Origin of the sequence: Moellerella wisconsensis (genome assembly GCF_022592395.1) — a bacterium.
Lineage (GTDB): Bacteria > Pseudomonadota > Gammaproteobacteria > Enterobacterales > Enterobacteriaceae > Moellerella > Moellerella wisconsensis.
On sequence record NZ_CP093242.1, the window covers coordinates 3,441,296 to 3,466,189 of the forward strand.

The following is a 24,894-nucleotide window of genomic DNA, read 5'->3' on the forward strand; positions in this document are numbered from 1 at the left end:
TTACTTCTTCTTAGCCTCTTTGATACGCACGATTTCATCGGCGTAACGAACACCCTTACCTTTATAAGGCTCAGGACGACGGTAAGCACGCAATTCTGCCGCGATCTGACCAATCACCTGCTTATCAGCACCTTTCAGTACGATTTCAGTTTGTGTTGGACATTCTGCAGTGATGCCTGCTGGCAATGCATGCTCAACCGGATGCGAGAAACCTAAAGACAAGCTAACTGCATTGCCTTTGATTGCTGCACGGTAACCAACACCAACCAGTTGAAGCTTCTTACTGAAGCCTTCGGTAACACCAACAACCATTGAGTTCACCAGAGAACGTGTAGTTCCTGCTTGAGCCCATGCGTCAGCAAAACCATCGCGAGGTGCGAAAGTTACATGGTTGTCTTCATGTTTAACTTCGACAGCTTTATGGATAGTACGAGTAAGCTCGCCGTTTTTACCCTTAATCGAAATAACCTGACCGTTGAGTTTTACCTCTACGCCGGCAGGAATGACGACGGGTGCTTTTGCCACACGAGACATTCTTTCCTCCCGAATTATGCTACGTAGCAGATAATCTCGCCACCAAGACCAGCTTGGCGAGCTGCACGATCAGTCATGACACCTTTAGAAGTAGAAACAACAGCAATACCTAAACCAGCCATAACTTGTGGCAGCTCATCTTTTTTCTTATAGATGCGCAGACTTGGACGGCTAATACGCTGAATGCTTTCAACTACAGACTTACCTTGGAAGTACTTCAGAGTAACTTCCAATTCAGGCTTAGTGTCGCCTTCGATTTTAAAATCTTCAATATAACCTTCTTCCTTCAGCACTTTGGCAATCGCCACTTTCAGCTTGGAGGAAGGCATGGTGACCGCAACTTTATTCGCGGCCTGACCGTTACGGATACGGGTCAGCATATCCGCGATGGGATCTTGCATGCTCATCTGTCTTTACTCCCGTGATTCAAATGGTGATATTACCAACTAGCCTTTTTAAGGCCCGGGATTTCACCGCGCATAGCGGCTTCACGGACTTTAATACGGCTCAGACCAAATTTCCGCAGAAAACCGTGCGGACGCCCAGTTTGACGACAGCGGTTACGCTGACGAGAAGGACTTGAATCACGTGGCAGTGTTTGCAGCTTGAGAACAGCGTTCCAACGATCTTCAGCTGATGAATTAACATCAGAGATGATAGCTTTCAGTTCAACGCGTTTTGCGAAGAATTTCTCAGCTAGATTTGCACGTTTAACATCACGTGCTTTCATAGATTTCTTAGCCATGAGTACCCTGCCTTACTTACGGAACGGGAAGTTAAACGCAGCTAACAATGCGCGACCTTCGTCATCTGATTTCGCGGTTGTGGTGATAGTAATATCTAAACCACGAACACGATCCACTTTGTCATAATCGACTTCAGGGAAGATGATTTGTTCACGCACGCCCATGCTGTAGTTACCGCGTCCATCGAAAGATTTAGCGGATAAACCACGGAAATCTCGAATACGTGGAACAGCAATAGAAATCAGACGTTCAAGGAACTCCCACATACGTTCGCCACGCAGGGTCACTTTACAGCCGATCGGATAGCCCTGACGGATTTTGAAGCCTGCAACAGATTTGCGTGCTTTGGTGATCAAAGGTTTTTGACCTGAGATTGCTGTTAAATCAGCTGCTGCGTTATCCAGCAGTTTTTTGTCAGCAATTGCTTCACCAACACCCATGTTCAGGGTGATCTTCTCGACCCGAGGGACTTGCATGACAGAATTGTAGCCAAACTGAGTCATCAGTTGTTGGACTACCTCGTCTTTGTAGTAATCATGCAGTTTCGCCATCGTATACTCCAAAAATTACTTGATAGTTTCGCTGTTAGACTTGAAGAAACGGACTTTTTTGCCGTCTTCGAATCTAAAACCTACACGGTCAGCCTTGCCAGTAGCCGTGTTGAAGATTGCAACGTTAGAAACTTGAATTGCAGCTTCTTTTTCAACGATGCCACCTGGTTGACTCAGAGCAGGAACTGGCTTCTGATGTTTTTTAACCAGGTTGATACCTTCAACAATAACTTTACTAGAAGAAAGGACCTGTTTTACTTTACCGCGCTTACCTTTGTCTTTCCCGGTTAGCACGACAACTTCGTCATCACGACGGATTTTCGCTGCCATTGTCCGCTCCTTAGAGTACTTCTGGTGCCAATGAGATAATTTTCATAAACTTCTCGTTACGAAGTTCACGAGTTACCGGCCCAAAAATACGCGTACCGATAACTTGCTCGCTGGTGTTGTTTAACAACACACAAGCATTGCCATCGAAGCGAATGACAGAACCGTCAGGGCGACGAACACCCTTCTTGGTGCGCACCACTACCGCTTTCAGGACATCACCTTTTTTAACTTTACCGCGTGGAATTGCTTCTTTCACGGTAATTTTGATGACGTCACCTACATCTGCGTAGCGACGGTGCGATCCACCTAGAACCTTGATACACATTACGCGACGTGCACCGGAGTTGTCGGCCACGTTCAGCATAGTCTGTTCTTGGATCATTTTAGTGCTCCGCTAAATGTCAACTACTACTGAGCCTGCTTCAGGATGAAGAGGCCGTTCAATATACCCATATTACGAGGGCGCGGCATTATAACACCACAACAACCATATGGACAGAAAAAATAAACGGCTCGAACAAAATAGAGCCGTTTATTTATCGAGAAAGCCTATCCTATTACAGAATCGCTTTTTCTACAACTCGAACTAATGCCCAAGACTTAGTTTTGGACAGTGGACGGGTCTGACGAATTTCTACGACGTCGCCGATTCCACATTCATTGTTCTCGTCATGTACGTGCAATTTGGTCGTACGACGGATGAACTTACCATACAGAGGGTGTTTCACCATACGTTCAATAGCAACGACAATAGATTTCTCCATTTTGTCACTAACAACACGACCTTGCAGAGTACGGATTTTATCGGTCATTACGCACCCGCCTTCTCAGTCAATAAAGTCTTAACACGTGCTACATCACGACGCACTTGTTTCAACAGGTGAGACTGTTGTAGCTGGCCACTTGCTGCCTGCATACGCAGATTAAATTGTTCGCGTAACAGGTTCAGCAGCTCAGTGTTCAGCTCTTCAACGCTTTTTTCGCGCAGCTCTTTAGCTTTCATTACATCACCGTCTTAGTTACAAAGGTGGTTTTGATAGGCAGTTTCGCTGCTGCCAGCTTGAATGCTTCACGAGCCAGCTCTTCAGAAACACCGTCCATTTCATACAGGACTTTACCAGGCTGAATCAAGGCAACCCAATACTCTACGTTACCTTTACCTTTACCCATACGCACTTCGAGTGGCTTTTCTGTGATTGGTTTATCTGGGAATACACGGATCCAGATTTTACCTTGACGCTTAACTGCACGGGTCATAGCACGACGTGCCGCTTCGATCTGACGTGCAGTCAGACGACCACGGCCAACAGCTTTAAGACCGAAAGTGCCGAAGCTAACATCCGCGCCAGCTGCCAGACCACGGTTGCGGCCTTTGTGCACTTTGCGGAATTTCGTACGCTTTGGTTGTAACATCAGCGACTCTCCTTACTTGCGGCCTTTACGCTGCTGCTTTTTAGGTTGCGCAGCCGGTTTTTCCGCCTGTTCAACAGCAGCCATACCACCCAGAATCTCACCTTTGAAGATCCATACCTTAACGCCGAGTACACCGTAAGTGGTGTGCGCTTCAGCTGTATTATAATCGATGTCAGCACGTAATGTGTGCAGAGGCACACGGCCTTCACGATACCACTCAGTACGAGCGATTTCAGCGCCGCCTAAACGACCGCTAACTTCAACTTTAATACCTTTAGCGCCAAGACGCATTGCGTTCTGTACTGCACGCTTCATAGCACGACGGAACATAACACGACGTTCCAGCTGTGAAGTGATGCTGTCAGCAACCAATTTAGCGTCCAGTTCCGGTTTACGGACTTCGGCAATATTAATCTGCGCAGGAACGCCAGCGATTTTCGCTACGTTTTTACGCAGTTTTTCAACGTCTTCACCTTTCTTACCGATAACAATACCTGGGCGAGCAGTGTGAATAGTCACACGGATGCTTTTTGCAGGACGTTCGATCACGATACGTGAAATTGACGCTTTAGCCAGTTCTTTGGTCAAGTACTGGCGAACTTTAAAATCGCTGTCTAGGTTGTCAGCGAATTCTTTAGTATTCGCATACCAAGTAGAGTTCCAAGGTTTGACAATACCCAGGCGAATACCATTAGGATGTACTTTCTGACCCATTGCTAGTCTCCAGAGTCTCAGCGATCGGACACAACCACAGTAATGTGGCTGGTGCGCTTAAGAATACGATCTGCACGGCCTTTCGCACGAGGCATGATGCGTTTCATGGTTGGACCTTCATCGACAAAAATCTTTGTCACTTTCAGGTCATCAATGTCAGCGCCATCGTTTTGCTCTGCGTTAGCAATAGCAGACTCAAGTACTTTCTTAACTAAACCAGCAGCTTTCTTGTTGGTATAAGCCAGAATTTCCAGAGCTTGCGACACTTTCTTACCGCGGATCAGGTCAGCCACTAGGCGTACCTTCTGGGCAGAAGAACGAGCGTGGCGATGCATAGCGATAGTTTCCATCTCTTCCTCCTACCTTAACGTTTTTTAGCTTTCTTATCAGCCGCGTGGCCGCGATAAGTACGAGTCGGTGCGAACTCGCCCAATTTATGACCAACCATTTCGTCGGTGACATAAACAGGAACGTGCTGACGACCATTATGGACAGCGATGGTCAAACCGATCATGTTAGGAAAGATCGTTGAACGACGGGACCAAGTCTTGAGAGGCTTCTTGTCGCCGCTTTCCACCGCTTTCTCTACCTTCTTCAGCAAGTGCAGGTCTATAAATGGACCTTTCTTGAGAGAACGTGGCATGGTTTATCCTCTAATTATTTTTTAGAACGGTGACGTACGATATATTGATCGGTACGCTTGTTGCTACGGGTCTTCTTACCTTTAGTCTGAACGCCCCAAGGTGTTACAGGGTGTTTACCAAAGTTACGACCTTCACCACCACCATGTGGATGGTCTACTGGGTTCATCGCCGTACCACGAACGGTAGGACGAATACCACGCCAGCGGCTTGCACCAGCTTTACCTAGTACGCGCAGCATATGCTCAGCATTACCAACTTCACCTAAAGTTGCACGGCAATCAGCCAGAACTTTACGCATTTCACCAGAACGCAGACGCAGAGTAACATAAGCACCGTCACGAGCAACGATTTGAGCGTATGTACCTGCTGAACGAGCCAGTTGTCCACCTTTACCAGGTTTCAGTTCAATGTTATGCACAGTTGAACCAACTGGGATGTTACGCATTGGCAACGCATTACCAGCTTTAATTGCAGCATCAACTCCAGATTGGATTTGATCACCTGCTTTCAGGCCTTTTGGTGCCAAAATATAACGACGTTCACCGTCTTTATATAGAACCAGTGCGATATTCGCTGAACGGTTTGGATCATATTCCAAACGCTCAACAACTGCAGCAATACCATCTTTGTTGCGTTTAAAGTCAACTAAACGATAATGTTGCTTATGGCCACCACCAATGTGACGAGTGGTAATACGACCATTGTTGTTACGACCACCGGATTTGCTGCTTTTTTCTAGCAACGGAGCATAAGGCTTACCCTTATGCAGCTCTGGGTTAACCACTTTAACTACGTGGCGACGGCCCGGAGACGTAGGTTTACATTTAACAATTGCCATTGTTCTTTACTCCTCCGACTTACTCAGCACCACCGATGAAGTCCAAATTTTGGCCTTCCTTCAGGGTTACGTAAGCTTTTTTCCAGTCGCTACGACGACCAAAACGCTGACCGTGGCGTTTAGTTTTGCCTTTAACCAGCAAAGTGTTAACACCTTCAACTTCGACTTCAAACAGTTTCTGCACAGCAGCTTTAATTTCTGCTTTAGTCGCGTCTTTCGCAACTTTGAGAACGATGGTATTTGTTTTTTCCATCGCTGTAGAAGCTTTTTCAGATACATGCGGCGCGCGCAGTACTTTTAGCAGACGTTCTTCACGGATCATGCCAGCATCTCCTCAACTTGCTTCACAGCTTCAGCAGTCATAACCACTTTGTCGAAGGCGATCAGGCTAACTGGATCGATACCAGCGGCATCACGGACGTCAACCTTATACAGGTTGCGAGCTGCGAGGAATAAATTCTCGTCAACTTCACCGGTGATGATCAGCACGTCTTCCAGAGCCATATCTTTCAGTTTCTGTGCCAGCAACTTAGTTTTAGGTGCTTCAACAGAGAACTTCTCGACAACGATCAGACGATCTTGACGTACCAATTCAGATAGGATGCTTTTTAAAGCTCCACGGTACATCTTCTTATTAACTTTTTGACTGTGGTCCTGTGGCTTCGCTGCAAAAGTTACACCACCAGAGCGCCAGATTGGGCTCTTAACAGAACCAGCACGCGCACGGCCAGTACCTTTTTGACGCCACGGTTTTTTGCCTGAACCAGAAACTTCAGCACGAGTTTTCTGAGCACGTGTACCTTGACGAGCACCAGCTGCATACGCAACAACTACTTGATGCACAAGCGCTTCATTGAAATCACGCCCGAAGGTAGTTTCGGAAACAGTCAGCGCGCTTTGCGCGTCTTTCATTACCAATTCCATTCCTATCTCCTCGACGTTAAGCCTTAACAGCTGGTTTTACGATCAAGTTGCTACCAGTTGCACCTGGAACAGCACCTTTGACCAGCAGCAGGTTACGTTCTGCGTCTACACGCACAACATCTAGGCTCTGAACAGTTACACGTTCGTTACCTAATTGACCTGCCATTTTCTTGCCTTTAAACACACGGCCCGGAGTCTGGTTTTGACCAATAGAACCCGGAACACGGTGAGACAAGGAGTTACCGTGAGTAGCATCTTGGGTACGGAAGTTCCAACGTTTTACTGTACCAGCAAAACCTTTACCTTTAGATGTACCAGTAACGTCGACTTTTTTAACGTCAGCGAAAATTTCAACGCTAATGCTTTGACCTACTGAGTATTCAGCTGTGTCATCCAAACGGAATTCACGCAGGATACGGCCAGCTTCAACGCCAGCTTTAGCGAAATGACCTGCTTCAGGTTTAGTTACACGGTTAGCTTTTTTGCTACCAGTAGTAACCTGAATTGCATGATAACCATCAGTTTCTGCAGTTTTAACCTGAGTAACGTGGTTATTTTCAATTTCGATAACAGTTACAGGGATAGAGACACCATCTTCAGTGAAGATACGAGTCATTCCCACTTTCTTACCGACTAAACCAATCATTGTTTCAACCTCTCAATCGTTCGACCTGATTAACCCAGGCTGATCTGCACGTCAACACCGGCAGCCAGATCCAGACGCATCAGAGCATCAACGGTTTTCTCGGTTGGCTCAACGATGTCAACCAGACGCTTGTGAGTACGAATTTCGTACTGATCACGCGCATCTTTATTAACGTGCGGAGAGATCAGAACGGTAAAACGCTCTTTACGAGTCGGCAGCGGGATCGGACCACGGACTTGCGCACCAGTGCGCTTTGCAGTCTCGACGATTTCCGCAGTTGATTGATCGATTAAACGATGATCAAAGGCTTTCAGGCGGATACGGATTCTTTGGTTCTGCATGAGACCAGAGCTCCAACTATTTATAAACGTAAAATGATTACTCCTCGTACCCATTTCGATTGATGGGAGAGTGTAATCGTTCTTTATGTAACCCCCAAATCGGGAGTATTGTCTAAATGAGTAGCAAATCGCTGACTCAATGCTGAATGCTAATATCTGAATAAATCAAAATTATCTAATCAGCAAGCCCGCGTATTATACGTGTTTTTTGTTTGAGTGCAAGCCGCCGAGGAAAATATGTTCAATAATATTCGTGTCTATTTATTGTTAATTTTTTAATTCATAAATAATTATGCACTTTTAGTTACTTTGCTAATCGTAACGTTAAAACGGTTATTTTTTATCGACTATGCTATCAATAAAGTTATATCTCATAGAATAAATCATCTCTCTTATGTTATATCTCTATCGAAATTATGCAAATAAGATGACTATTTACTAATTAAAAAACCTGAAAACTCTTCAAAATTTGGGTGGAAAATATTCATTAAATTTTAAAAATGAGAAAAATCAATAGTGAATCTAAATACTGAAACCAAAAACCAGATATCAGAAAGATAAAATTACGTAATAAATAACGAGAGAGGAATGGGAGTTAAAAGCGGGATAACTAGAAACTGGGAACTGGGAACTGGGAACTGGGAACTGGGAACTGGGAACTGGGAACTGGGAACTGGGAACTGGGAACTTAATATTCTCGCTGATTTTTAGCAACATCAATAGAAAAGTAAAAATTCTAACTATTATTTTTCAATATAGTCGTGTTAACAGATAAAAAAAGAGGCGTAAACGCCTCTTTTTTAAATCTAACTAAATGCTATTACTTGATGATGCTAGCAACAACACCCGCACCTACAGTACGGCCACCTTCACGGATCGCAAAACGCAGACCTGCGTCCATTGCGATTGGGTGGATCAGGGTAACGATCATTTGGATGTTATCACCTGGCATTACCATCTCAACGCCTTCTGGCAGTTCGATAGTACCGGTTACGTCAGTTGTACGGAAGTAGAACTGTGGACGGTAACCTTTGAAGAATGGAGTATGACGGCCACCTTCATCTTTGCTCAGGATATAAACTTCTGATTCGAAAGTTGTATGTGGAGTGATTGAACCTGGTTTAGCCAAGACTTGACCACGTTCGATATCATCACGCTTAGTACCACGCAGCAGAACACCAACGTTCTCACCAGCACGGCCTTCGTCCAGCAGTTTACGGAACATTTCAACGCCAGTACAAGTTGTTTTCACGGTATCTTTGATACCAACGATTTCAACTTCTTCACCAACTTTAACGATACCACGCTCAACACGACCAGTAACAACTGTACCACGGCCTGAGATTGAGAATACGTCTTCGATTGGTAACAGGAATGGCTTATCAATGTCACGCTCTGGTTCTGGGATATAAGAATCCAGTGCTTCTGCCAGTTCAACAATTTTAGCTTCCCACTCAGCTTCGCCTTCCAGTGCTTTCAGCGCTGAACCACGGATTACTGGAGTGTCATCGCCTGGGAAATCGTACTGAGACAGCAGCTCACGTACTTCCATTTCAACCAGTTCTAACAGCTCTTCGTCGTCTACCATGTCACATTTGTTCAGGAAAACGATGATGTATGGAACGCCAACCTGACGACCTAACAGGATGTGCTCACGAGTCTGTGGCATAGGGCCATCAGTCGCAGCAACAACCAGAATTGCACCGTCCATCTGAGCAGCACCGGTGATCATGTTTTTAACATAATCGGCGTGTCCTGGGCAGTCTACGTGTGCATAGTGGCGTGACGGAGTATCGTATTCTACGTGAGAAGTAGAGATGGTGATACCACGTGCTTTCTCTTCTGGTGCGTTATCGATTTGATCGAATGCACGAGCGTTACCGCCGTAGGTTTTAGCTAATACAGTTGAGATAGCTGCAGTCAGAGTTGTTTTACCATGGTCAACGTGGCCGATTGTACCAACGTTAACGTGCGGTTTTGAACGTTCAAATTTTTCTTTAGACATTAGATTGTCCCTCTAAGACACGGAATCGGTGGTTAAACCACATCAACCAAGTAATGAAATATTAATTACTTGTATTTCAACAGGAGAGCAAATCAGGGAATATTGAGAACATCGGGGAAGTGGTGCTGATAGGCAGATTCGAACTGCCGACCTCACCCTTACCAAGGGTGTGCTCTACCAACTGAGCTATATCAGCACATCTTGGAGCGGGCAGCGGGAATCGAACCCGCATCATCAGCTTGGAAGGCTGAGGTAATAGCCATTATACGATGCCCGCAATGAACTCGGCTACCTGACTTAGTCAGCTGTACTGCAACTCAAGTGTTATTCATTGCAAGGAAGTCTGAACACTTGAGAGTAATTATTGGTGGTGGGGGAAGGATTCGAACCTTCGAAGTCTGTGACGGCAGATTTACAGTCTGCTCCCTTTGGCCGCTCGGGAACCCCACCTTTCCATATTTTTAATTGGTGCCGGCACCAAGAGTCGAACTCGGGACCTACTGATTACAAGTCAGTTGCTCTACCAACTGAGCTATGCCGGCATCAAGTGCTGCGCATTCTAGGTATACTTAGCGAAGGTTGCAATAAAAATTTTCATTTTTTTGTTCTTTCGCTTATTTATTATACACATCTAGCTATTTTGCTGTTTTTTTCACTAATTTCAGCACGATTAATATACAGCATGCCAGTGATTAAATTCAAGCTAATCATCATCAGAAATAAATAAAGTGAAAATTCATCTGGCATAGTGATCATAAAATATCTTTTCCGTATTTTTATTTGATTAAAAAACAATCTGTTATTCTGTTTTTTTGTATCTGTATCAAAAAAAATATAGATAAAACATAAAAAAACCTACGCCTACCCTCTATCAATCGATATGATGCGAGTTATTTTTACGGATACGGGTGTTTAACACAACCTGTCCAACCTGCACAAATAGGCAGATGTTGGTATATGAAACCAAAAGAAAACTTAATAGCTACGCCATATTTAGAATTTGATAGAGAACATTGGGCCACTTTGAGAGATTCCGTTCCACTTACGCTGACAGGAAAAGAACTTTCTGAGCTAAAAGGGATCAACGAAGAACTTTCTATGGAGGATGTGATTGAAATATATCTCCCCCTCTCTCGTCTATTGAATTTTTATATTAGCTCTAATTTGCGCCGTCAAGCCGTCCTAGAACAATTTTTAGGTACTAATGGAGCAAAAGTTCCTTATATCATCGGTATAGCCGGCAGCGTTGCTGTTGGCAAGAGTACAACGGCGAGATTACTTCAAGCGCTACTGACGCGCTGGCCAGAACATCGGAAGGTTGATCTGATTACAACTGATGGCTTTCTTTATCCAAATCAAGTTCTTAATGAACGAGGGATAATGAAAAAGAAAGGCTTTCCTCAATCTTACGATATGCACCATTTAGTGCAATTCGTCTCAGAGATTAAATCAGGGGCACGCAATGTTGCTGCGCCGGTATACTCGCATTTAACCTATGACATTGTCCCAGACCAGACTCAAATTATCGACCAGCCTGATATTCTAATTTTAGAAGGCCTGAATGTTTTGCAAAGCGGAATGGACTATCCACATGCACCTCATCATGTTTTTGTCTCTGACTTTGTCGATTTTTCTATCTATGTCGATGCTAAGCCAGAATTATTAAAAAGCTGGTATATCGGTCGCTTTTTAAAATTTAAACAAGGCGCTTTTTCTGATCCTGATTCATATTTCCATAATTACTCTCATTTAAGTGAGTCTGAAGCAATTAATATTGCTGAAAAAATTTGGGATGAAATAAATGGATTAAACTTAGCTGAAAATATTCAGCCAACGCGAGAACGCGCAAGTTTAATAATGACTAAAGGCGAGAATCATTCTATTCAGAATGTACGGTTAAGAAAATAATGTTTATAAATAAGCCAGTAATCAATACTGGCTTATTTATATATAAGAATTTAGCTATCATTAGATCTTAATGATATTTCACCACCAATATAAGGAATTAATTCATCACCTTGCTGTAATAATAAGGCGCCTTGATCATTGATCCCCCTTGAAATCCCTGTAATAACTTTCTCTCCAATCAATAACTTAACGGGGCGATTCAGATAATTATCTAATTTATACCAACGTTCAATAAAAGGCGTCATTCCTTCTTTTTCAAATTGAAATAAAGCTTCACGTAATGATTTAATAATCTTTGCTGCTAATTCATTTCTATTAATCGATATATTGGTTTCATTCAAGCTAGCCCATTGCTGATTAATACTTTCTTTATCGGCTAAATTAACTTTATCCATACCAATATTAAGCCCTACGCCAATAATAATATGAGCTGCATCCCCAGTTTTACCCGTTAATTCAACCAAAATACCAGCTAATTTCTTATCATTTAAATATAAATCATTAGGCCATTTAACTCGTACCCCCACATGACCTAATTCATTTAATGTTTCAGCCAGAATAATACCAACTACTAAACTCAATCCGATGGCTGCCGCAGGGCCTTGATCTAGCCTCCAATACATCGATAAATATAAATTACAACCAAAAGGAGAGACCCACTGACGCCCTCTTCTTCCTCTTCCTGCACTCTGATATTCAGCGATACAAACATCACCAGACACTAATTCACTGATACGCTCTAATAAATATTGATTAGTCGAGTCAATCACTGGCTCAAGGATTATTCTTTGGCTATCCATATAAGCGCTAATAGCTTCTATGCTGAGTAAGTTTATCGCTTTTGGCAAACAATAACCTTTACCCGTGACGGTTTGAATATTCAAGCCCCAAGATCTCAATGTTTGGATATGCTTATTAATTCCAGCGCGAGTCATTCCCATTCTCTCGCCTAGTTGTTCACCAGAATGTATCTCGGCATCAGATAATATTTTTATTAGTTCTAATGGGATATTATTTTCTTTCATGAGATACATTCCACTGAGTCTATTTCTCCATTTGTTCCGATAAAGCGTACTTCAGGTTCGAGAAGAACAGAGAAACGCTGAAATACTTTTTGTCTTATTGTTGCAGCTAAATTAACAATATCCATACCTGTGGCCGAATCTTGATTGATTAGAACCAATGCTTGGCGTATATGGACGGCGGCTCCGCCTAATTGGTATCCTTTTAAGCCACACATATCAATTAACCACCCAGCAGCTAATTTCACATTACCATTAGCTTGAGGAAATTGAGGGCAATTAGAAAAATCTTGACGAATATTTTCAGCAATAGTGGCGGAAACTATCGGGTTTTTGAAAAAACTGCCTGCATTACCTAATTGTTCTGGGTCTGGGAGCTTACTGCGTCGTGTGGCACAAATAGTATTAAACACCTCTTGTGGTGTTATTGTAGTACGATCTAATTGAGATAAATCACCGTAGGCTAAAATAGGATCCCATATTTTTGATAATTTGAAACCTACGCCAGTAATAGCAAAATTATCACGGTATTGGTGTTTAAAAATACTATCTCGATAACCGAATTGACACTCAATGGCGGATAAACGACTTGCTTCTCCACTATCTAACTGAACAATATCAACATATTCGCAGACATTTTTTAACTCCATCCCATAGGCTCCAATATTTTGAATCGGAGCTGAGCCAACGCAACCTGGAATTAATGCCAAATTCTCTAACCCATAAATAGATTTATTCAGTAAAAACTCAATAAACTGATGCCAATTCTCACCAGCCCCAGCATATACATGCCAGCTATCAGCCGTTTCTTGAATATCAATTCCTTTAATTCTATTTAGGATCACCGAACCATGAAAATTATCAGTAAATAGGACATTACTACCTGATCCAAGTAATAAAACTGGATATTGTTTAGCTATCGCTTGTCGCCATAGATTACATAATACCGATACTGAATCCGCACGATGTAATTCATGAGCACAGGCATTTATACCGAAGGAGTTAACAGACTTTAATTCAATTGATGGCTTCATTAGATGCTCTTAGGCTAAATAAGCTATACCGCTCGGGGACTTTGTTGTCTTACATAACTACGTAGCTATGCCATTCCTATTGTCACTACTTTTGCTATTATTTTATTAAGGATAAAGCAAATGTACTAGTTTGATAATCGATTAATTAGAGCCATAAGGCTAATCGAGTGCGAGTAGCTTAAATTTAACACAATAGGCAATTGCCTTCATCTCTAAATAATTAATATCCCAATAAAAATTTTAGTAAATTAACCTGAACGTGAGACAAGAAAAATAAAAAGAAGGGAACTAAAAGCGAGTTCGGTGATCAGATCTTTTATCCCAAAAATAACTTTTACTGAGCAACCCTATACATAATTTTGCACATTGTTCATCCCAAAATGGCAAAAATACTTGATTGATAATGGTGAACGCCAAGAACATATGAGTGACGGTGAGCTCATGACGATAATTATTGCATTCCATCTCTCCCACCAACGTAACTTTAAGCATTTTTATATTAGATTCATTGCCATATATACACAACCTTATTGAGCTAACGCGTTTTCTTGAAGTCATGCCAACTGTTTGAATACCATTAAGCTCATTTTTTACTCATGTTAAAGATCAGCCAACAAGGATAGAATTTATTGATTCAATCCGTCTAAAAGTGTGCCATAACCTGCAGCTACCAAGGAATCAAATGTTTAAAGGGATAGCAGAGAGAAGAAAAGGAGCATAATGAGGGTTCTACGGCTTTAAACTTTCTTTAATTGTTAGCTATCTTGGTGAGATCGTAGCGGCTGTAGTGGCATAGTTAATTTGGTCACCAAGTCAGAGGTGATATTATCTCTTCATAAACAGATAGGTGACATTTATGGCAAAACGTATAAGACGACTTTTTAGTGCTGAATTTAAACTTGAAGCTGCTCAACTTGTGCTTGACCAAAACTATTCAGTGATCGAAGCCGCCAACGCTATGGGCATAGGTCAATCCACTATGGATAAATGGGTTCGGCAACTTAAGTTAGAACGCAAAGGTATTTCCCCAAAAGCCTCACCCATGACGCCAGAACAAGTTGAAATCCGTGAGTTGAAAAAGAAAATTGCACGGCTTGAAGCGCATAATGAGATCTTAAAAAAGGCTACAGCGCTGGTGATGTCAGACTCCCTGAACAATTCTCGCTGATCGAGAAACTCAGTCGGCGCTTTAGCATTAAAAAATTGTGTGATGTATTCAGGGTTCATCGCAGTAGCTATCAATATTGGTGTCATCGCGCCAAGACGCCTTCAGTAGAACAAATACGGCTTCGGGCACTGGTTAGAGAAGCCCATGAAAGTAGTCACGGTTCTGCTGGGGTACGTACTATTGCAGACATTGTATCAAATACAAAGCAGGTTCCCTTTAACGGGTTATCGTGCAACTAAGCTGATGAAATTACTTGGCTTAGTGCGTTGTCAAATGCCGAAACATCGGTATAAAAAAGCAGTGCAAGAGCATGTGGAAATACCGGATTATTTAGCACGCAAATTTGCAGTAACAGAGCCGGATCAAGTTTGGGTAGGAGATGTGACCTTATATTTGGGCGGGTAATCGTTGGATATATTTAGCGGTCGTGATGGACTTGTTTGCACGAAAACCGATTGGCTGGGCAATGTCATTGTCACCCAACAGGAAAAGCGTTATCAATGGCTTTCGAATCAAGAGGTAAGCCCCAAAATGTTCTGTTTCACTCGGATCAAGGAAGCCATTACACAAGCCGAGCCTACCGCCAATTATTATGGCGTTATCAAATAAAACAAAGTTTATCTCGCCGAGGAAATTGTTGGGATAATGCACCAATGGAACGCTTTTTTAGAAGCTTAAAAGCAGAGTGGGTGCAATGATAGGTTATCGAAGTTTTACTGAAGCTCAGCAGCAAATAATCCGTTATATAATTGGATATTACAGTCAACTCAGACCCCATCAATATAACGGCGGGTTACCCCCAAACGAATCGGAACGATTATATTGGAAAAACTCTAAAACGGTGACCAATTTTTATTGACCACTTCAGGCCACGTAAAAATATGAAGCCAAAATTATTAGCCGCTTGGGATAGAGCGATATTAGATAGGCAATTTCTTATTGAAATGATTAATGATCAATTGAAAAATATTACTCAAATTGAGTATTCACGTCATCATAACTACAGAGTTTCATGTTGAATTTACTGATTGGTTTGATGGCTTATTGTTTGAAACCAAAAAGCAATCACTGAATATATCAAATCCCGAGAAAACAGGGTTTCAAGTAATGACTTAAACCGACTCAGGTTAAATTAATAGCTTAAATAAAAAATACATCAAATATAGCTGAACATAGAACGATACCAAACGCAAAAAAGCCACCCTTATGGGTGGCTTCTTAAATTTAATGCTTGGCAGTTCCCTACTCTCACATGGGGAGACCCCACACTACCATCGGCGCTACGGCGTTTCACTTCTGAGTTCGGCATGGGGTCAGGTGGGACCACCGCGCTATTGCCGCCAAGCAAATTCTTTTTCATTTTATGAAATCATGGTGCTGATACCCAGATTCGAACTGGGGACCTCACCCTTACCAAGGGTGTGCTCTACCAACTGAGCCATATCAGCAAATATGGTACTGTCAGTCAGTACTGACACAACCTTTAAAATTAAAGTCTGGCAGTTCCCTACTCTCACATGGGGAGACCCCACACTACCATCGGCGCTACGGCGTTTCACTTCTGAGTTCGGCATGGGGTCAGGTGGGACCACCGCGCTATCGCCGCCAGACATATTCTGTCTGTCAACATGATGTCACCTTCCGGCTTCCATCACATTAACGTTAATCTTGAACAAGCTGTCATTTTAAACAATATTCTTTATCCGATTTATCTCATTATTTCGTTATTCACCAAAATAAATCGCTAAATCATTCAGTGTCTCTCTAAAACACCTTCGGTGTTGTAAGGTTAAGCCTCTCGGTTCATTAGTACTGGTTAGCTCAACGGCTCGCACCGCTTACACACCCAGCCTATCAACGTCTTAGTCTTAAACGTTCCTTCAGGACTCTCAAGGAGTCAGGGAAGACTCATCTCAAGGCAAGTTTCCCGCTTAGATGCTTTCAGCGGTTATCTCTTCCGCACTTAGCTACCGGGCAATGCCATTGGCATGACAACCCGAACACCAGTGGTGCGTCCACTCCGGTCCTCTCGTACTAGGAGCAGCCCCTTTCAATCTTCCAACGCCCACGGCAGATAGGGACCGAACTGTCTCACGACGTTCTAAACCCAGCTCGCGTACCACTTTAAACGGCGAACAGCCGTACCCTTGGGACCTACTTCAGCCCCAGGATGTGATGAGCCGACATCGAGGTGCCAAACACCGCCGTCGATATGAACTCTTGGGCGGTATCAGCCTGTTATCCCCGGAGTACCTTTTATCCGTTGAGCGATGGCCCTTCCATTCAGAACCACCGGATCACTATGACCTACTTTCGTACCTGCTCGAGCCGTCACTCTCGCAGTCAAGCTAGCTTATGCCATTGCACTAACCTCACGATGTCCGACCGTGATTAGCTAACCTTCGTGCTCCTCCGTTACTCTTTGGGAGGAGACCGCCCCAGTCAAACTACCCACCAGACACTGTCCGCAACCCAGATAATGGGTCTACGTTAGAACATCAAACATTAAAGGGTGGTATTTCAAGGTTGGCTCCATGCAGACTGGCGTCCACACTTCAAAGCCTCCCACCTATCCTACACATCAAGGCTCAATGTTCAGTGTCAAGCTATAGTAAAGGTTCACGGGGTCTTTCCGTCTTGCCGCGGGTACACTGCATCTTCACAGCGAGTTCAATTTCACTGAGTCTCGGGTGGAGACAGCCTGGCCATCATTACGCCATTCGTGCAGGTCGGAACTTACCCGACAAGGAATTTCGCTACCTTAGGACCGTTATAGTTACGGCCGCCGTTTACTGGGGCTTCGATCAAGAGCTTCGCTTACGCTAACCCCATCAATTAACCTTCCAGCACCGGGCAGGCGTCACACCGTATACGTCCACTTTCGTGTTTGCACAGTGCTGTGTTTTTAATAAACAGTTGCAGCCAGCTGGTATCTGCGACTGGCTTCAGCTCCGTGAGTAAATCACTTCACCTAGCGCCAGCGTGCCTTCTCCCGAAGTTACGGCACCATTTTGCCTAGTTCCTTCACCCGAGTTCTCTCAAGCGCCTTAGTATTCTCTACCTGACCACCTGTGTCGGTTTGGGGTACGATTAATGATAATCTAGAGCTTAGAGGCTTTTCCTGGAAGCATGGCATCAGTTACTTCATCACCGTAGTGACTCGTCATCAGACCTCAGTGTATAGTGAACCGGATTTGCCTAATTCACCCACCTACATCCTTAAACCGGGACAACCGTCGCCCAGCTAACTTAGCCTTCTCCGTCCCCCCATCGCAATTATCACCAGTACGGGAATATTAACCCGTTGCCCATCGACTACGCTTTTCAGCCTCGCCTTAGGGGTCGACTCACCCTGCCCCGATTAACGTTGGACAGGAACCCTTGGTCTTCCGGCGTGCGGGTTTTTCACCCGCATTATCGTTACTTATGTCAGCATTCGCACTTCTGATACCTCCAGCATGCCTCACAGCACACCTTCGCAGGCTTACAGAACGCTCCCCTACCCAACAATATTTAAATATCGCTGCCGCAGCTTCGGTGCATAGTTTAGCCCCGTTACATCTTCCGCGCAGACCGACTCGACCAGTGAGCTATTACGCTTTCTTTAAATGATGGCTGCTTCTAAGCCAACATCCTGGCTGTCTGAGCCTTTCCACTTCGTTTCCCACTTAACTATGACTTTGGGACCTTAGCTGGCGGTCTGGGTTGTTTCCCTCTTCACGACGAACGTTAGCACCCGCCGTGTGTCTCCCGTGATAACATTCTTCGGTATTCGTAGTTTGCATCGAGTTGGTAAGTCGGGATGACCCCCTAGTCGAAACAGTGCTCTACCCCCGAAGATGAATTCACGAGGCGCTACCTAAATAGCTTTCGGGGAGAACCAGCTATCTCCCGGTTTGATTGGCCTTTCACCCCCAGCCACAAGTCATCCGCTAATTTTTCAACATTAGTCGGTTCGGTCCTCCAGTTAGTGTTACCCAACCTTCAACCTGCCCATGGCTAGATCACCGGGTTTCGGGTCTATACCCTGCAACTCATTCGCCCAGTTAAGACTCGGTTTCCCTACGGCTCCCCTATTCGGTTAACCTTGCTACAGAATATAAGTCGCTGACCCATTATACAAAAGGTACGCAGTCACCCTGATAAATCAAGGCTCCCACTGCTTGTACGTACACGGTTTCAGGTTCTATTTCACTCCCCTCGCCGGGGTTCTTTTCGCCTTTCCCTCACGGTACTGGTTCACTATCGGTCAGTCAGGAGTATTTAGCCTTGGAGGATGGTCCCCCCATATTCAGACAGGATAACACGTGTCCCGCCCTACTCGTCGAACTCACAACACTAACATTTTCAGATACGGGGCTATCACCCTTTACTGCCAGACTTTCCAGACTGTTCTCTTAATGCTAGCGTTGATGTTGGTTCTGGGCTGCTCCCCGTTCGCTCGCCGCTACTAGGGGAATCTCGGTTGATTTCTTTTCCTCGAGGTACTGAGATGTTTCAGTTCCCTCGGTTCGCTTCATTTAGCTATGTATTCACTAAATGATGATGCACCAAAGTGCACCGGGTTTCCCCATTCGGACATCGTCGGCTAATAACGCTTCATATCAGCTCACCGACGCTTTTCGCAGATTAGCACGTCCTTCATCGCCTCTGACTGCCTAGGCATCCACCGTGTACGCTTATTCGCTTAACCTCACAACCCGAAGGTGTCTTTTATCACTGCAAGCACAGCGACAAAACCTTGGGGTCTGAGTATTTTGAGAGACTCTGGTATTCTTTCGACAAAGAATACCGTTGTTTTCAATTTTCAGCTTGTTCCAGATTATTAAAGAGCATAATTGTTAAGCCGACTCAATAAGTCAGCTTAATCATTATTTTTGGGTACCGCCTTTCACTCGATAACCGCGCAATTGGCGTCCCCTAGGGGATTCGAACCCCTGTTACCGCCGTGAAAGGGCGGTGTCCTAGGCCTCTAGACGAAGGGGACATCAGTCACTGCTTCGCAGACGCGCATTTTGCTCTACTTTCTATCAGACAATCTGTGTGAGCACTTCACATTCAACTTCGAATTTAGGTAAGGAGGTGATCCAACCGCAGGTTCCCCTACGGTTACCTTGTTACGACTTCACCCCAGTCATGAATCACAAAGTGGTAAGCGCCCCCCCGAAGGTTAAGCTACCTACTTCTTTTGCAACCCACTCCCATGGTGTGACGGGCGGTGTGTACAAGGCCCGGGAACGTATTCACCGTAGCATTCTGATCTACGATTACTAGCGATTCCGACTTCATGGAGTCGAGTTGCAGACTCCAATCCGGACTACGACGCACTTTATGAGTTCCGCTGGCTCTCGCGAGTTCGCTTCTCTTTGTATGCGCCATTGTAGCACGTGTGTAGCCCTACTCGTAAGGGCCATGATGACTTGACGTCATCCCCACCTTCCTCCGGTTTATCACCGGCAGTCTCCCTTGAGTTCCCACCATTACGTGCTGGCAACAAAGGATAAGGGTTGCGCTCGTTGCGGGACTTAACCCAACATTTCACAACACGAGCTGACGACAGCCATGCAGCACCTGTCTCAGAGTTCCCGAAGGCACTAAAGCATCTCTGCTAAATTCTCTGGATGTCAAGAGTAGGTAAGGTTCTTCGCGTTGCATCGAATTAAACCACATGCTCCACCGCTTGTGCGGGCCCCCGTCAATTCATTTGAGTTTTAACCTTGCGGCCGTACTCCCCAGGCGGTCGATTTAACGCGTTAGCTCCGGAAGCCACTCCTCAAGGGAACAACCTCCAAATCGACATCGTTTACAGCGTGGACTACCAGGGTATCTAATCCTGTTTGCTCCCCACGCTTTCGCACCTGAGCGTCAGTCTTTGTCCAGGGGGCCGCCTTCGCCACCGGTATTCCTCCACATCTCTACGCATTTCACCGCTACACATGGAATTCTACCCCCCTCTACAAGACTCTAGCTGACCAGTTTTAGATGCCATTCCCAGGTTAAGCCCGGGGATTTCACATCTAACTTAATCAACCGCCTGCGTGCGCTTTACGCCCAGTAATTCCGATTAACGCTTGCACCCCCCGTATTACCGCGGCTGCTGGCACGGAGTTAGCCGGTGCTTCTTCTGTCGGTAACGTCAATCGCTGATAGTATTAATATCAACGCCTTCCTCCCGACTGAAAGTACTTTACAACCCTAAGGCCTTCTTCATACACGCGGCATGGCTGCATCAGGCTTGCGCCCATTGTGCAATATTCCCCACTGCTGCCTCCCGTAGGAGTCTGGGCCGTGTCTCAGTCCCAGTGTGGCTGATCATCCTCTCAGACCAGCTAGAGATCGTCGCCTAGGTGAGCCATTACCTCACCTACTAGCTAATCCCATATGGGTTCATCCGACAGCGCAAGGCCCGAAGGTCCCCTGCTTTGCTCCTTAGAGATTATGCGGTATTAGCTACCGTTTCCAGTAGTTATCCCCCTCTGTCAGGCAGATCCCCATACATTACTCACCCGTCCGCCGCTCGTCAGCAAAGAAGCAAGCTTCTTCCTGTTACCGCTCGACTTGCATGTGTTAGGCCTGCCGCCAGCGTTCAATCTGAGCCATGATCAAACTCTTCAATTAAAGTTTGATGCTCAAAGAATTAAACTGACTTCATTTATTCATATATGAATTAACGTGTTAGTCACTCTTTAAGACTTAAAATCAAAAATATTTTTTATTTCGATAGTGTCTTGTGAGTGCCCACACAGATTGTCTGATAAATTGTTAAAGAGCGTTGCAACAAGGCTTAAGGTAACTCGTTAAGGTTCTTGCTGCGAGGTGGCGTATATTACTCTTTTCATTCAGGAAGTCAAGCATTTATTTTCAACTTTCTTTCCGAACTACTTCGACCATCACCTCAATCATCCCGCTGTTTTTCAAGGCGCTTATCGCGCTTTGGAACTTTCAAACTCAACCGCTCGGCCGGTTTGTCGTGACAACGGAGCGCATTATAGGGGCTGAGATTTTTCTGGCAACTGTTTTTTTGAATTAATTTACTGTTCGCTTTATTATTCATCAAATTGCACTTAAATAGCTAGTTTTTCGAGCTTTTCGAACCCTTCAGTAATTAATACAGGGGTCAATTTAGCGATCGCTTCATCAATCCTCAAACAATAAGCGATATTTTCTGCCCCTTGTTTAGATTCAATAAGGGGTTGTTCTATTAATAAAGAAGCTGTTTGTTGATTATTGATCAGCCATTGTGTTCTTCTGGCTATCGCCGCCCCAGAATCAATGAATCGCGTTCCTGAAGGTAGTACTTGTGCAAGCTCATCAAGAATTAAGGGGAAGTGGGTGCAGCCCAGAACTACAGTATCTGGTGGCTCCTTCATGCGTAACCAGGGTTTAAGCGCTTGGGAGAGTCGCTGTAGCGATATAGGTATGCCATGTAATTTATCTTCTGCCAGTTCAACGAGTTCTGATGATCCTAAGGATTCTACTTTGCAGTCTGCCGCAAAACGACTAATCAGCTCTTTAGTATAAGAACGATTAACGGTGCCTTTAGTCGCAAGCAAGCCCACAATCCCATTGCGTGTTAATTTACTTGCGGGCTTTATCGCTGGTACTGCTCCGACAATAGGAAAGCTAAACTTAGCACGTAAAGGAGGAAGGCTTATTGTACTCGCAGTATTACAAGCAATAATCGCCAGAGTTAATGGATGTTTTTTCTGAATAGCTTCAACAATAGAAATCACTCTTTCTATAATAAAGGATTCGGTTTTTTCCCCGTAAGGGAAAGCTTCATTGTCGAATGCATAGATGTAATGAAGGTTAGGCAGTAATTTCCTAACCTCTCGGTAGACAGAAAGCCCCCCAACACCAGAGTCAAATACTAGAATTGTTGGGCGGCTGAATGGATTTTTATCAGAAGTTATAGCTTCCAGTGAGGAAGAATTCTCTTCCAGGGGTGCGATAGCCATACGCAGTCTCATAGTCTTTATCTAACAGGTTGGCTATTCTACCACGAATTGTCAGATGGTCAGTCACTGGATATGCCGCAGTTGCATCCCATAAACTAAAGCCACCTTGTTTAATGGTCCTAGGATAATCCGTATCATAACGCGAACCTATATATTGATAAGTCAGCCCCATGTTGACTTTTTCTATATTCCAATCTAATTGATATTTAACTTGTTGTTTAGCACGGCGTAATAACACTTTATTGGTTTCATTATCTTTAGGGTCAATATACTGATACGTTAATTGGTGATGAAAAATCCAAGTATCTAAATCACCGGTCCATTCAATCCCTTTGATTGTGGCTTTCTTAATGTTGTAATAGCTGCTCGGGGTTTGATTTATACCTTTTCTAGAATCAATTAAATTATCAATCTGATTACGGTAAGCCGATAGTTGCCAAGATAATGGGCCCGTTAATCCCTCTAAACCTATTTCCCATTGCTGGCTTTCTTCAGGTTTAAGATTTTCATTGGCTCCCCATTTTCCATAGAGTTGATCTAATGTCGGTGCTTTATAAGCTGTCGCATAAGAGCCTATTAATTTATAACCTTCAATGAACTCCCAACCTGCGCCTACTTGCCAGGTGGTATGCCAACCATATTCAGAATGATGATCGCCACGGATAGCACTCTCTATTGTGATATCCTGAATCTGTTTTTGTCCTGTTAAATATAAGCCCGTATTATCAGTATTTGCTTTTTTAACCATACCATTGGTATCTGGCTCTACCGATTGGCGATTCCAATCAATCCCAGTACTAATGCCACCATCTTCAATACGGAAACTATTGCCCCATTGTAGATTGTACTGTTCAGAATCATTCAATCTGGCACTTGTATCATAGCGTCCTATTCTAGGATCAAAATTATAATCCTTAACGTGGCTATAACTTGCCAACAGTTGTGTTGAATAAATACCTCGCGAAAATTGCATGCCAGTATCAATTGTTCTGCTCGAAAGCTCTCGTGTATCAACTAAGGGTCCAGGATACTTGCTATCATCATATTTAGTTCTATTATCATAACCATAACCTCTGGCAAATCCATTAAACTCATCATTAAACTGATGCTCAATGCCTAACCATAAGGATTTCCCCATAAAACCATCGCGATCATGCTGAGGAGTATTCCCTGTATTACCTCTGGCTTCAATATCATAGCCCGATGTGTAATCATAAGAGGCCGAAGCTGTAACTTTCGTTTTTTTACCAATAAGTTGTTGAGTAGAGGCATTATAATTTTGATAACTATAACTCCCAAGGGTCGCCCCTAATGTTGTCCCCGGCTCCGTCCGTCCTGTAATAATATTAATGACCCCTCCTATCGCATCGGATCCATATACCGCAGATCTCGCACCACGAATATATTCAATACGCTGGACAAGAGAGATTGGAATTTGGCTCATATCTGAAGAACCACTAATGCCCGCCTGATTAAGTCTAATCCCATCAACTAAAACTAAAACATGACCTGAATTAGCCCCTCGAATATAGATCGAACTTAATTGCCCTCTCCCCCCACTTTGATAAAAGTCCACTCCCGGCAATCGTCTTAATACATCAACCACTGTATTAGACTGCCAATGGTCTATATCCTCGCGGGTCACTACAGTGATGGGGGCTAATATAGAAGAAATTGGCTGCTCGAAACGATTGGCAGTTACCACCATCTGATCCGCATTATTAGCCCATGCCAAAGAAGAAATACCACCAAATACTGCAATAGCTGCTGCCGACAGTGGCAACAATTTTTTATTGTTCATTTTTAAAGCATCCAGAGTAATCATTTTTAATATCAGGATGCCGCAAGGCGGAATATAAGATGCGCGCAAATATTCAGCAAGGCGACTTTCAATGGCAGATATTCGGACTCAAGGAAAATTAATTGTTCTTATATAAGCTGAGTGTAGGAAAATCATAAAAATAGCCAACACTGCTACAGTTCAACAATATAATAGACACAAATTCCTATTACCGCTGCGCGTCAGTCCCAGATTCACACTGGGTTCCCTATTAACTCCTTACGGAGACCATTAGCGGGCTATATCCTAAAAGGCACGTGCGATTATGTCCATGCGTA

General features: G+C 44.1%; 23 protein-coding genes, 6 tRNA genes, 4 rRNA genes, 3 pseudogenes and 1 riboswitch. Of the genes and pseudogenes, 4 read left to right on the plus strand and 32 right to left on the minus strand.

The window, feature by feature from the left end; all coding sequences use genetic code 11:
- The 22 genes from rplF to MNY66_RS15180 all read right to left on the minus strand — a co-directional run bounded on the left by rplF (position 1) and on the right by MNY66_RS15180 (position 10,228).
- A complete protein-coding gene (gene rplF, locus MNY66_RS15075) occupies positions 1-534 on the minus strand; it encodes a 50S ribosomal protein L6 (protein WP_047254583.1) in 534 nt (177 codons plus the stop codon).
- A gap of 14 nt (positions 535-548) precedes the next feature.
- Positions 549-941, minus strand: a complete 393-nt coding sequence (gene rpsH, locus MNY66_RS15080; RefSeq protein WP_047254584.1) for a 30S ribosomal protein S8 — start codon at positions 939-941, stop codon at positions 549-551.
- Between the two features lie 32 nt (positions 942-973).
- On the minus strand, positions 974-1,279 hold the full coding sequence (gene rpsN / locus MNY66_RS15085; protein ID WP_047254585.1) for a 30S ribosomal protein S14: 306 nt from the start codon (positions 1,277-1,279) through the stop codon (positions 974-976).
- Positions 1,280-1,291: 12 nt separating this feature from the next.
- On the minus strand, positions 1,292-1,831 hold the full coding sequence (rplE, locus tag MNY66_RS15090) for a 50S ribosomal protein L5 (protein WP_047254586.1): 540 nt from the start codon (positions 1,829-1,831) through the stop codon (positions 1,292-1,294).
- Between the two features lie 15 nt (positions 1,832-1,846).
- The gene (gene rplX, locus MNY66_RS15095; protein WP_047254587.1) at positions 1,847-2,161 is read right to left on the minus strand and encodes a 50S ribosomal protein L24; all 315 of its coding nucleotides are present in this window, start codon (positions 2,159-2,161) and stop codon (positions 1,847-1,849) included.
- A gap of 10 nt (positions 2,162-2,171) precedes the next feature.
- Positions 2,172-2,543 carry a 50S ribosomal protein L14 gene (gene rplN, locus MNY66_RS15100; RefSeq protein ID WP_047254588.1) on the minus strand — a complete coding sequence of 124 codons (372 nt, stop codon included), beginning with the start codon at positions 2,541-2,543 and terminating at the stop codon, positions 2,172-2,174.
- A gap of 175 nt (positions 2,544-2,718) precedes the next feature.
- Positions 2,719-2,973, minus strand: coding sequence for a 30S ribosomal protein S17 (gene rpsQ, locus MNY66_RS15105; RefSeq protein WP_047254589.1), 255 nt, complete (start codon positions 2,971-2,973; stop codon positions 2,719-2,721).
- A complete protein-coding gene (gene rpmC, locus MNY66_RS15110) occupies positions 2,973-3,164 on the minus strand; it encodes a 50S ribosomal protein L29 (RefSeq protein ID WP_000644742.1) in 192 nt (63 codons plus the stop codon). The genes rpsQ and rpmC overlap by 1 nt, the downstream gene beginning before the upstream one ends.
- A complete protein-coding gene (gene rplP, locus MNY66_RS15115; RefSeq protein ID WP_047254590.1) occupies positions 3,164-3,574 on the minus strand; it encodes a 50S ribosomal protein L16 in 411 nt (136 codons plus the stop codon). The genes rpmC and rplP overlap by 1 nt, the downstream gene beginning before the upstream one ends.
- A 12-nt stretch (positions 3,575-3,586) precedes the next feature.
- Positions 3,587-4,288 carry a 30S ribosomal protein S3 gene (gene rpsC, locus MNY66_RS15120; RefSeq protein WP_047254591.1) on the minus strand — a complete coding sequence of 234 codons (702 nt, stop codon included), beginning with the start codon at positions 4,286-4,288 and terminating at the stop codon, positions 3,587-3,589.
- A gap of 17 nt (positions 4,289-4,305) precedes the next feature.
- Positions 4,306-4,638, minus strand: a complete 333-nt coding sequence (gene rplV / locus MNY66_RS15125; RefSeq protein WP_047254592.1) for a 50S ribosomal protein L22 — start codon at positions 4,636-4,638, stop codon at positions 4,306-4,308.
- Between the two features lie 14 nt (positions 4,639-4,652).
- Positions 4,653-4,931 carry a 30S ribosomal protein S19 gene (rpsS, locus tag MNY66_RS15130; protein WP_026823176.1) on the minus strand — a complete coding sequence of 93 codons (279 nt, stop codon included), beginning with the start codon at positions 4,929-4,931 and terminating at the stop codon, positions 4,653-4,655.
- Positions 4,932-4,945: 14 nt separating this feature from the next.
- The gene (rplB, locus tag MNY66_RS15135; RefSeq protein ID WP_047254593.1) at positions 4,946-5,770 is read right to left on the minus strand and encodes a 50S ribosomal protein L2; all 825 of its coding nucleotides are present in this window, start codon (positions 5,768-5,770) and stop codon (positions 4,946-4,948) included.
- A 19-nt stretch (positions 5,771-5,789) separates the two neighbouring features.
- On the minus strand, positions 5,790-6,092 hold the full coding sequence (rplW, locus tag MNY66_RS15140) for a 50S ribosomal protein L23 (RefSeq protein ID WP_008913881.1): 303 nt from the start codon (positions 6,090-6,092) through the stop codon (positions 5,790-5,792).
- Positions 6,089-6,694 carry a 50S ribosomal protein L4 gene (gene rplD / locus MNY66_RS15145; RefSeq protein ID WP_047254594.1) on the minus strand — a complete coding sequence of 202 codons (606 nt, stop codon included), beginning with the start codon at positions 6,692-6,694 and terminating at the stop codon, positions 6,089-6,091. Before rplD ends, rplW begins: the two co-directional genes overlap by 4 nt.
- A 16-nt stretch (positions 6,695-6,710) precedes the next feature.
- Entirely contained in the window at positions 6,711-7,340 is a 630-nt protein-coding gene (gene rplC, locus MNY66_RS15150) for a 50S ribosomal protein L3 (RefSeq protein ID WP_047254595.1), read from the minus strand.
- A gap of 29 nt (positions 7,341-7,369) precedes the next feature.
- Positions 7,370-7,681 carry a 30S ribosomal protein S10 gene (rpsJ, locus tag MNY66_RS15155; protein WP_001181005.1) on the minus strand — a complete coding sequence of 104 codons (312 nt, stop codon included), beginning with the start codon at positions 7,679-7,681 and terminating at the stop codon, positions 7,370-7,372.
- A gap of 820 nt (positions 7,682-8,501) precedes the next feature.
- The gene (gene tuf / locus MNY66_RS15160) at positions 8,502-9,686 is read right to left on the minus strand and encodes an elongation factor Tu (protein ID WP_241501149.1); all 1,185 of its coding nucleotides are present in this window, start codon (positions 9,684-9,686) and stop codon (positions 8,502-8,504) included.
- A gap of 120 nt (positions 9,687-9,806) precedes the next feature.
- Positions 9,807-9,882: transfer RNA gene (locus MNY66_RS15165), tRNA-Thr, on the minus strand.
- 6 nt (positions 9,883-9,888) lie between these two features.
- Positions 9,889-9,963 (minus strand) — tRNA-Gly (locus tag MNY66_RS15170).
- Between the two features lie 88 nt (positions 9,964-10,051).
- Positions 10,052-10,136 (minus strand) — tRNA-Tyr (locus tag MNY66_RS15175).
- Positions 10,137-10,152: 16 nt separating this feature from the next.
- Positions 10,153-10,228, minus strand: a tRNA-Thr gene (locus tag MNY66_RS15180).
- Between the two features lie 415 nt (positions 10,229-10,643).
- On the opposite strand from MNY66_RS15180, the gene coaA reads away from it, so the two are divergent.
- A complete protein-coding gene (gene coaA, locus MNY66_RS15185) occupies positions 10,644-11,594 on the plus strand; it encodes a type I pantothenate kinase (protein ID WP_047257189.1) in 951 nt (316 codons plus the stop codon).
- Positions 11,595-11,644: 50 nt separating this feature from the next.
- Here coaA and birA read toward each other — a convergent pair whose 3' ends face one another.
- Complete coding sequence (gene birA / locus MNY66_RS15190) at positions 11,645-12,619, minus strand: bifunctional biotin--[acetyl-CoA-carboxylase] ligase/biotin operon repressor BirA (RefSeq protein ID WP_241501150.1); 975 nt, start codon at positions 12,617-12,619, stop codon at positions 11,645-11,647.
- Positions 12,616-13,650 (minus strand): UDP-N-acetylmuramate dehydrogenase, encoded by a 1,035-nt coding sequence (gene murB, locus MNY66_RS15195; protein WP_241501151.1) that lies wholly within the window; start codon positions 13,648-13,650, stop codon positions 12,616-12,618. The genes birA and murB overlap by 4 nt, the downstream gene beginning before the upstream one ends.
- A gap of 366 nt (positions 13,651-14,016) precedes the next feature.
- On the opposite strand from murB, the pseudogene MNY66_RS18105 reads away from it, so the two are divergent.
- The 3 pseudogenes from MNY66_RS18105 to MNY66_RS15210 form a co-directional block, all read left to right on the plus strand.
- Positions 14,017-14,431: pseudogene (locus tag MNY66_RS18105) on the plus strand (transposase); the annotation flags it as partial.
- 75 nt (positions 14,432-14,506) lie between these two features.
- Positions 14,507-15,677, plus strand: a pseudogene (locus MNY66_RS15205) (IS3 family transposase).
- A gap of 13 nt (positions 15,678-15,690) precedes the next feature.
- Positions 15,691-15,934, plus strand: a pseudogene (locus tag MNY66_RS15210) (transposase); the annotation flags it as partial.
- Positions 15,935-16,047: 113 nt separating this feature from the next.
- Here the strand turns inward: MNY66_RS15210 and rrf (MNY66_RS15215) are convergent.
- The 8 genes from rrf (MNY66_RS15215) to btuB form a co-directional block, all read right to left on the minus strand.
- Positions 16,048-16,163, minus strand: a 5S ribosomal RNA gene (gene rrf / locus MNY66_RS15215).
- Between the two features lie 27 nt (positions 16,164-16,190).
- A tRNA-Thr gene (locus MNY66_RS15220) sits at positions 16,191-16,266 on the minus strand.
- A gap of 46 nt (positions 16,267-16,312) precedes the next feature.
- Positions 16,313-16,428 (minus strand): 5S ribosomal RNA (gene rrf / locus MNY66_RS15225).
- Positions 16,429-16,603: 175 nt separating this feature from the next.
- Positions 16,604-19,511: ribosomal RNA gene (locus MNY66_RS15230) — 23S ribosomal RNA — on the minus strand.
- 218 nt (positions 19,512-19,729) lie between these two features.
- Positions 19,730-19,805, minus strand: a tRNA-Glu gene (locus MNY66_RS15235).
- 88 nt (positions 19,806-19,893) lie between these two features.
- Positions 19,894-21,436 (minus strand): 16S ribosomal RNA (locus MNY66_RS15240).
- Together the 16S, 23S and 5S rRNA genes with 2 tRNA genes alongside form the textbook arrangement of a ribosomal RNA operon.
- Positions 21,437-21,882: 446 nt before the next feature.
- A complete protein-coding gene (gene murI, locus MNY66_RS15245; RefSeq protein ID WP_241501152.1) occupies positions 21,883-22,776 on the minus strand; it encodes a glutamate racemase in 894 nt (297 codons plus the stop codon).
- Positions 22,721-24,577: a TonB-dependent vitamin B12 receptor BtuB gene (gene btuB / locus MNY66_RS15250; RefSeq protein ID WP_241501153.1), complete on the minus strand. Its 1,857-nt coding sequence runs from the start codon at positions 24,575-24,577 to the stop codon at positions 22,721-22,723. The genes murI and btuB overlap by 56 nt, the downstream gene beginning before the upstream one ends.
- Before the next feature lie 76 nt (positions 24,578-24,653).
- A riboswitch (cobalamin riboswitch) is annotated at positions 24,654-24,864 on the minus strand.
- Positions 24,865-24,894: the final 30 nt, after the last annotated feature.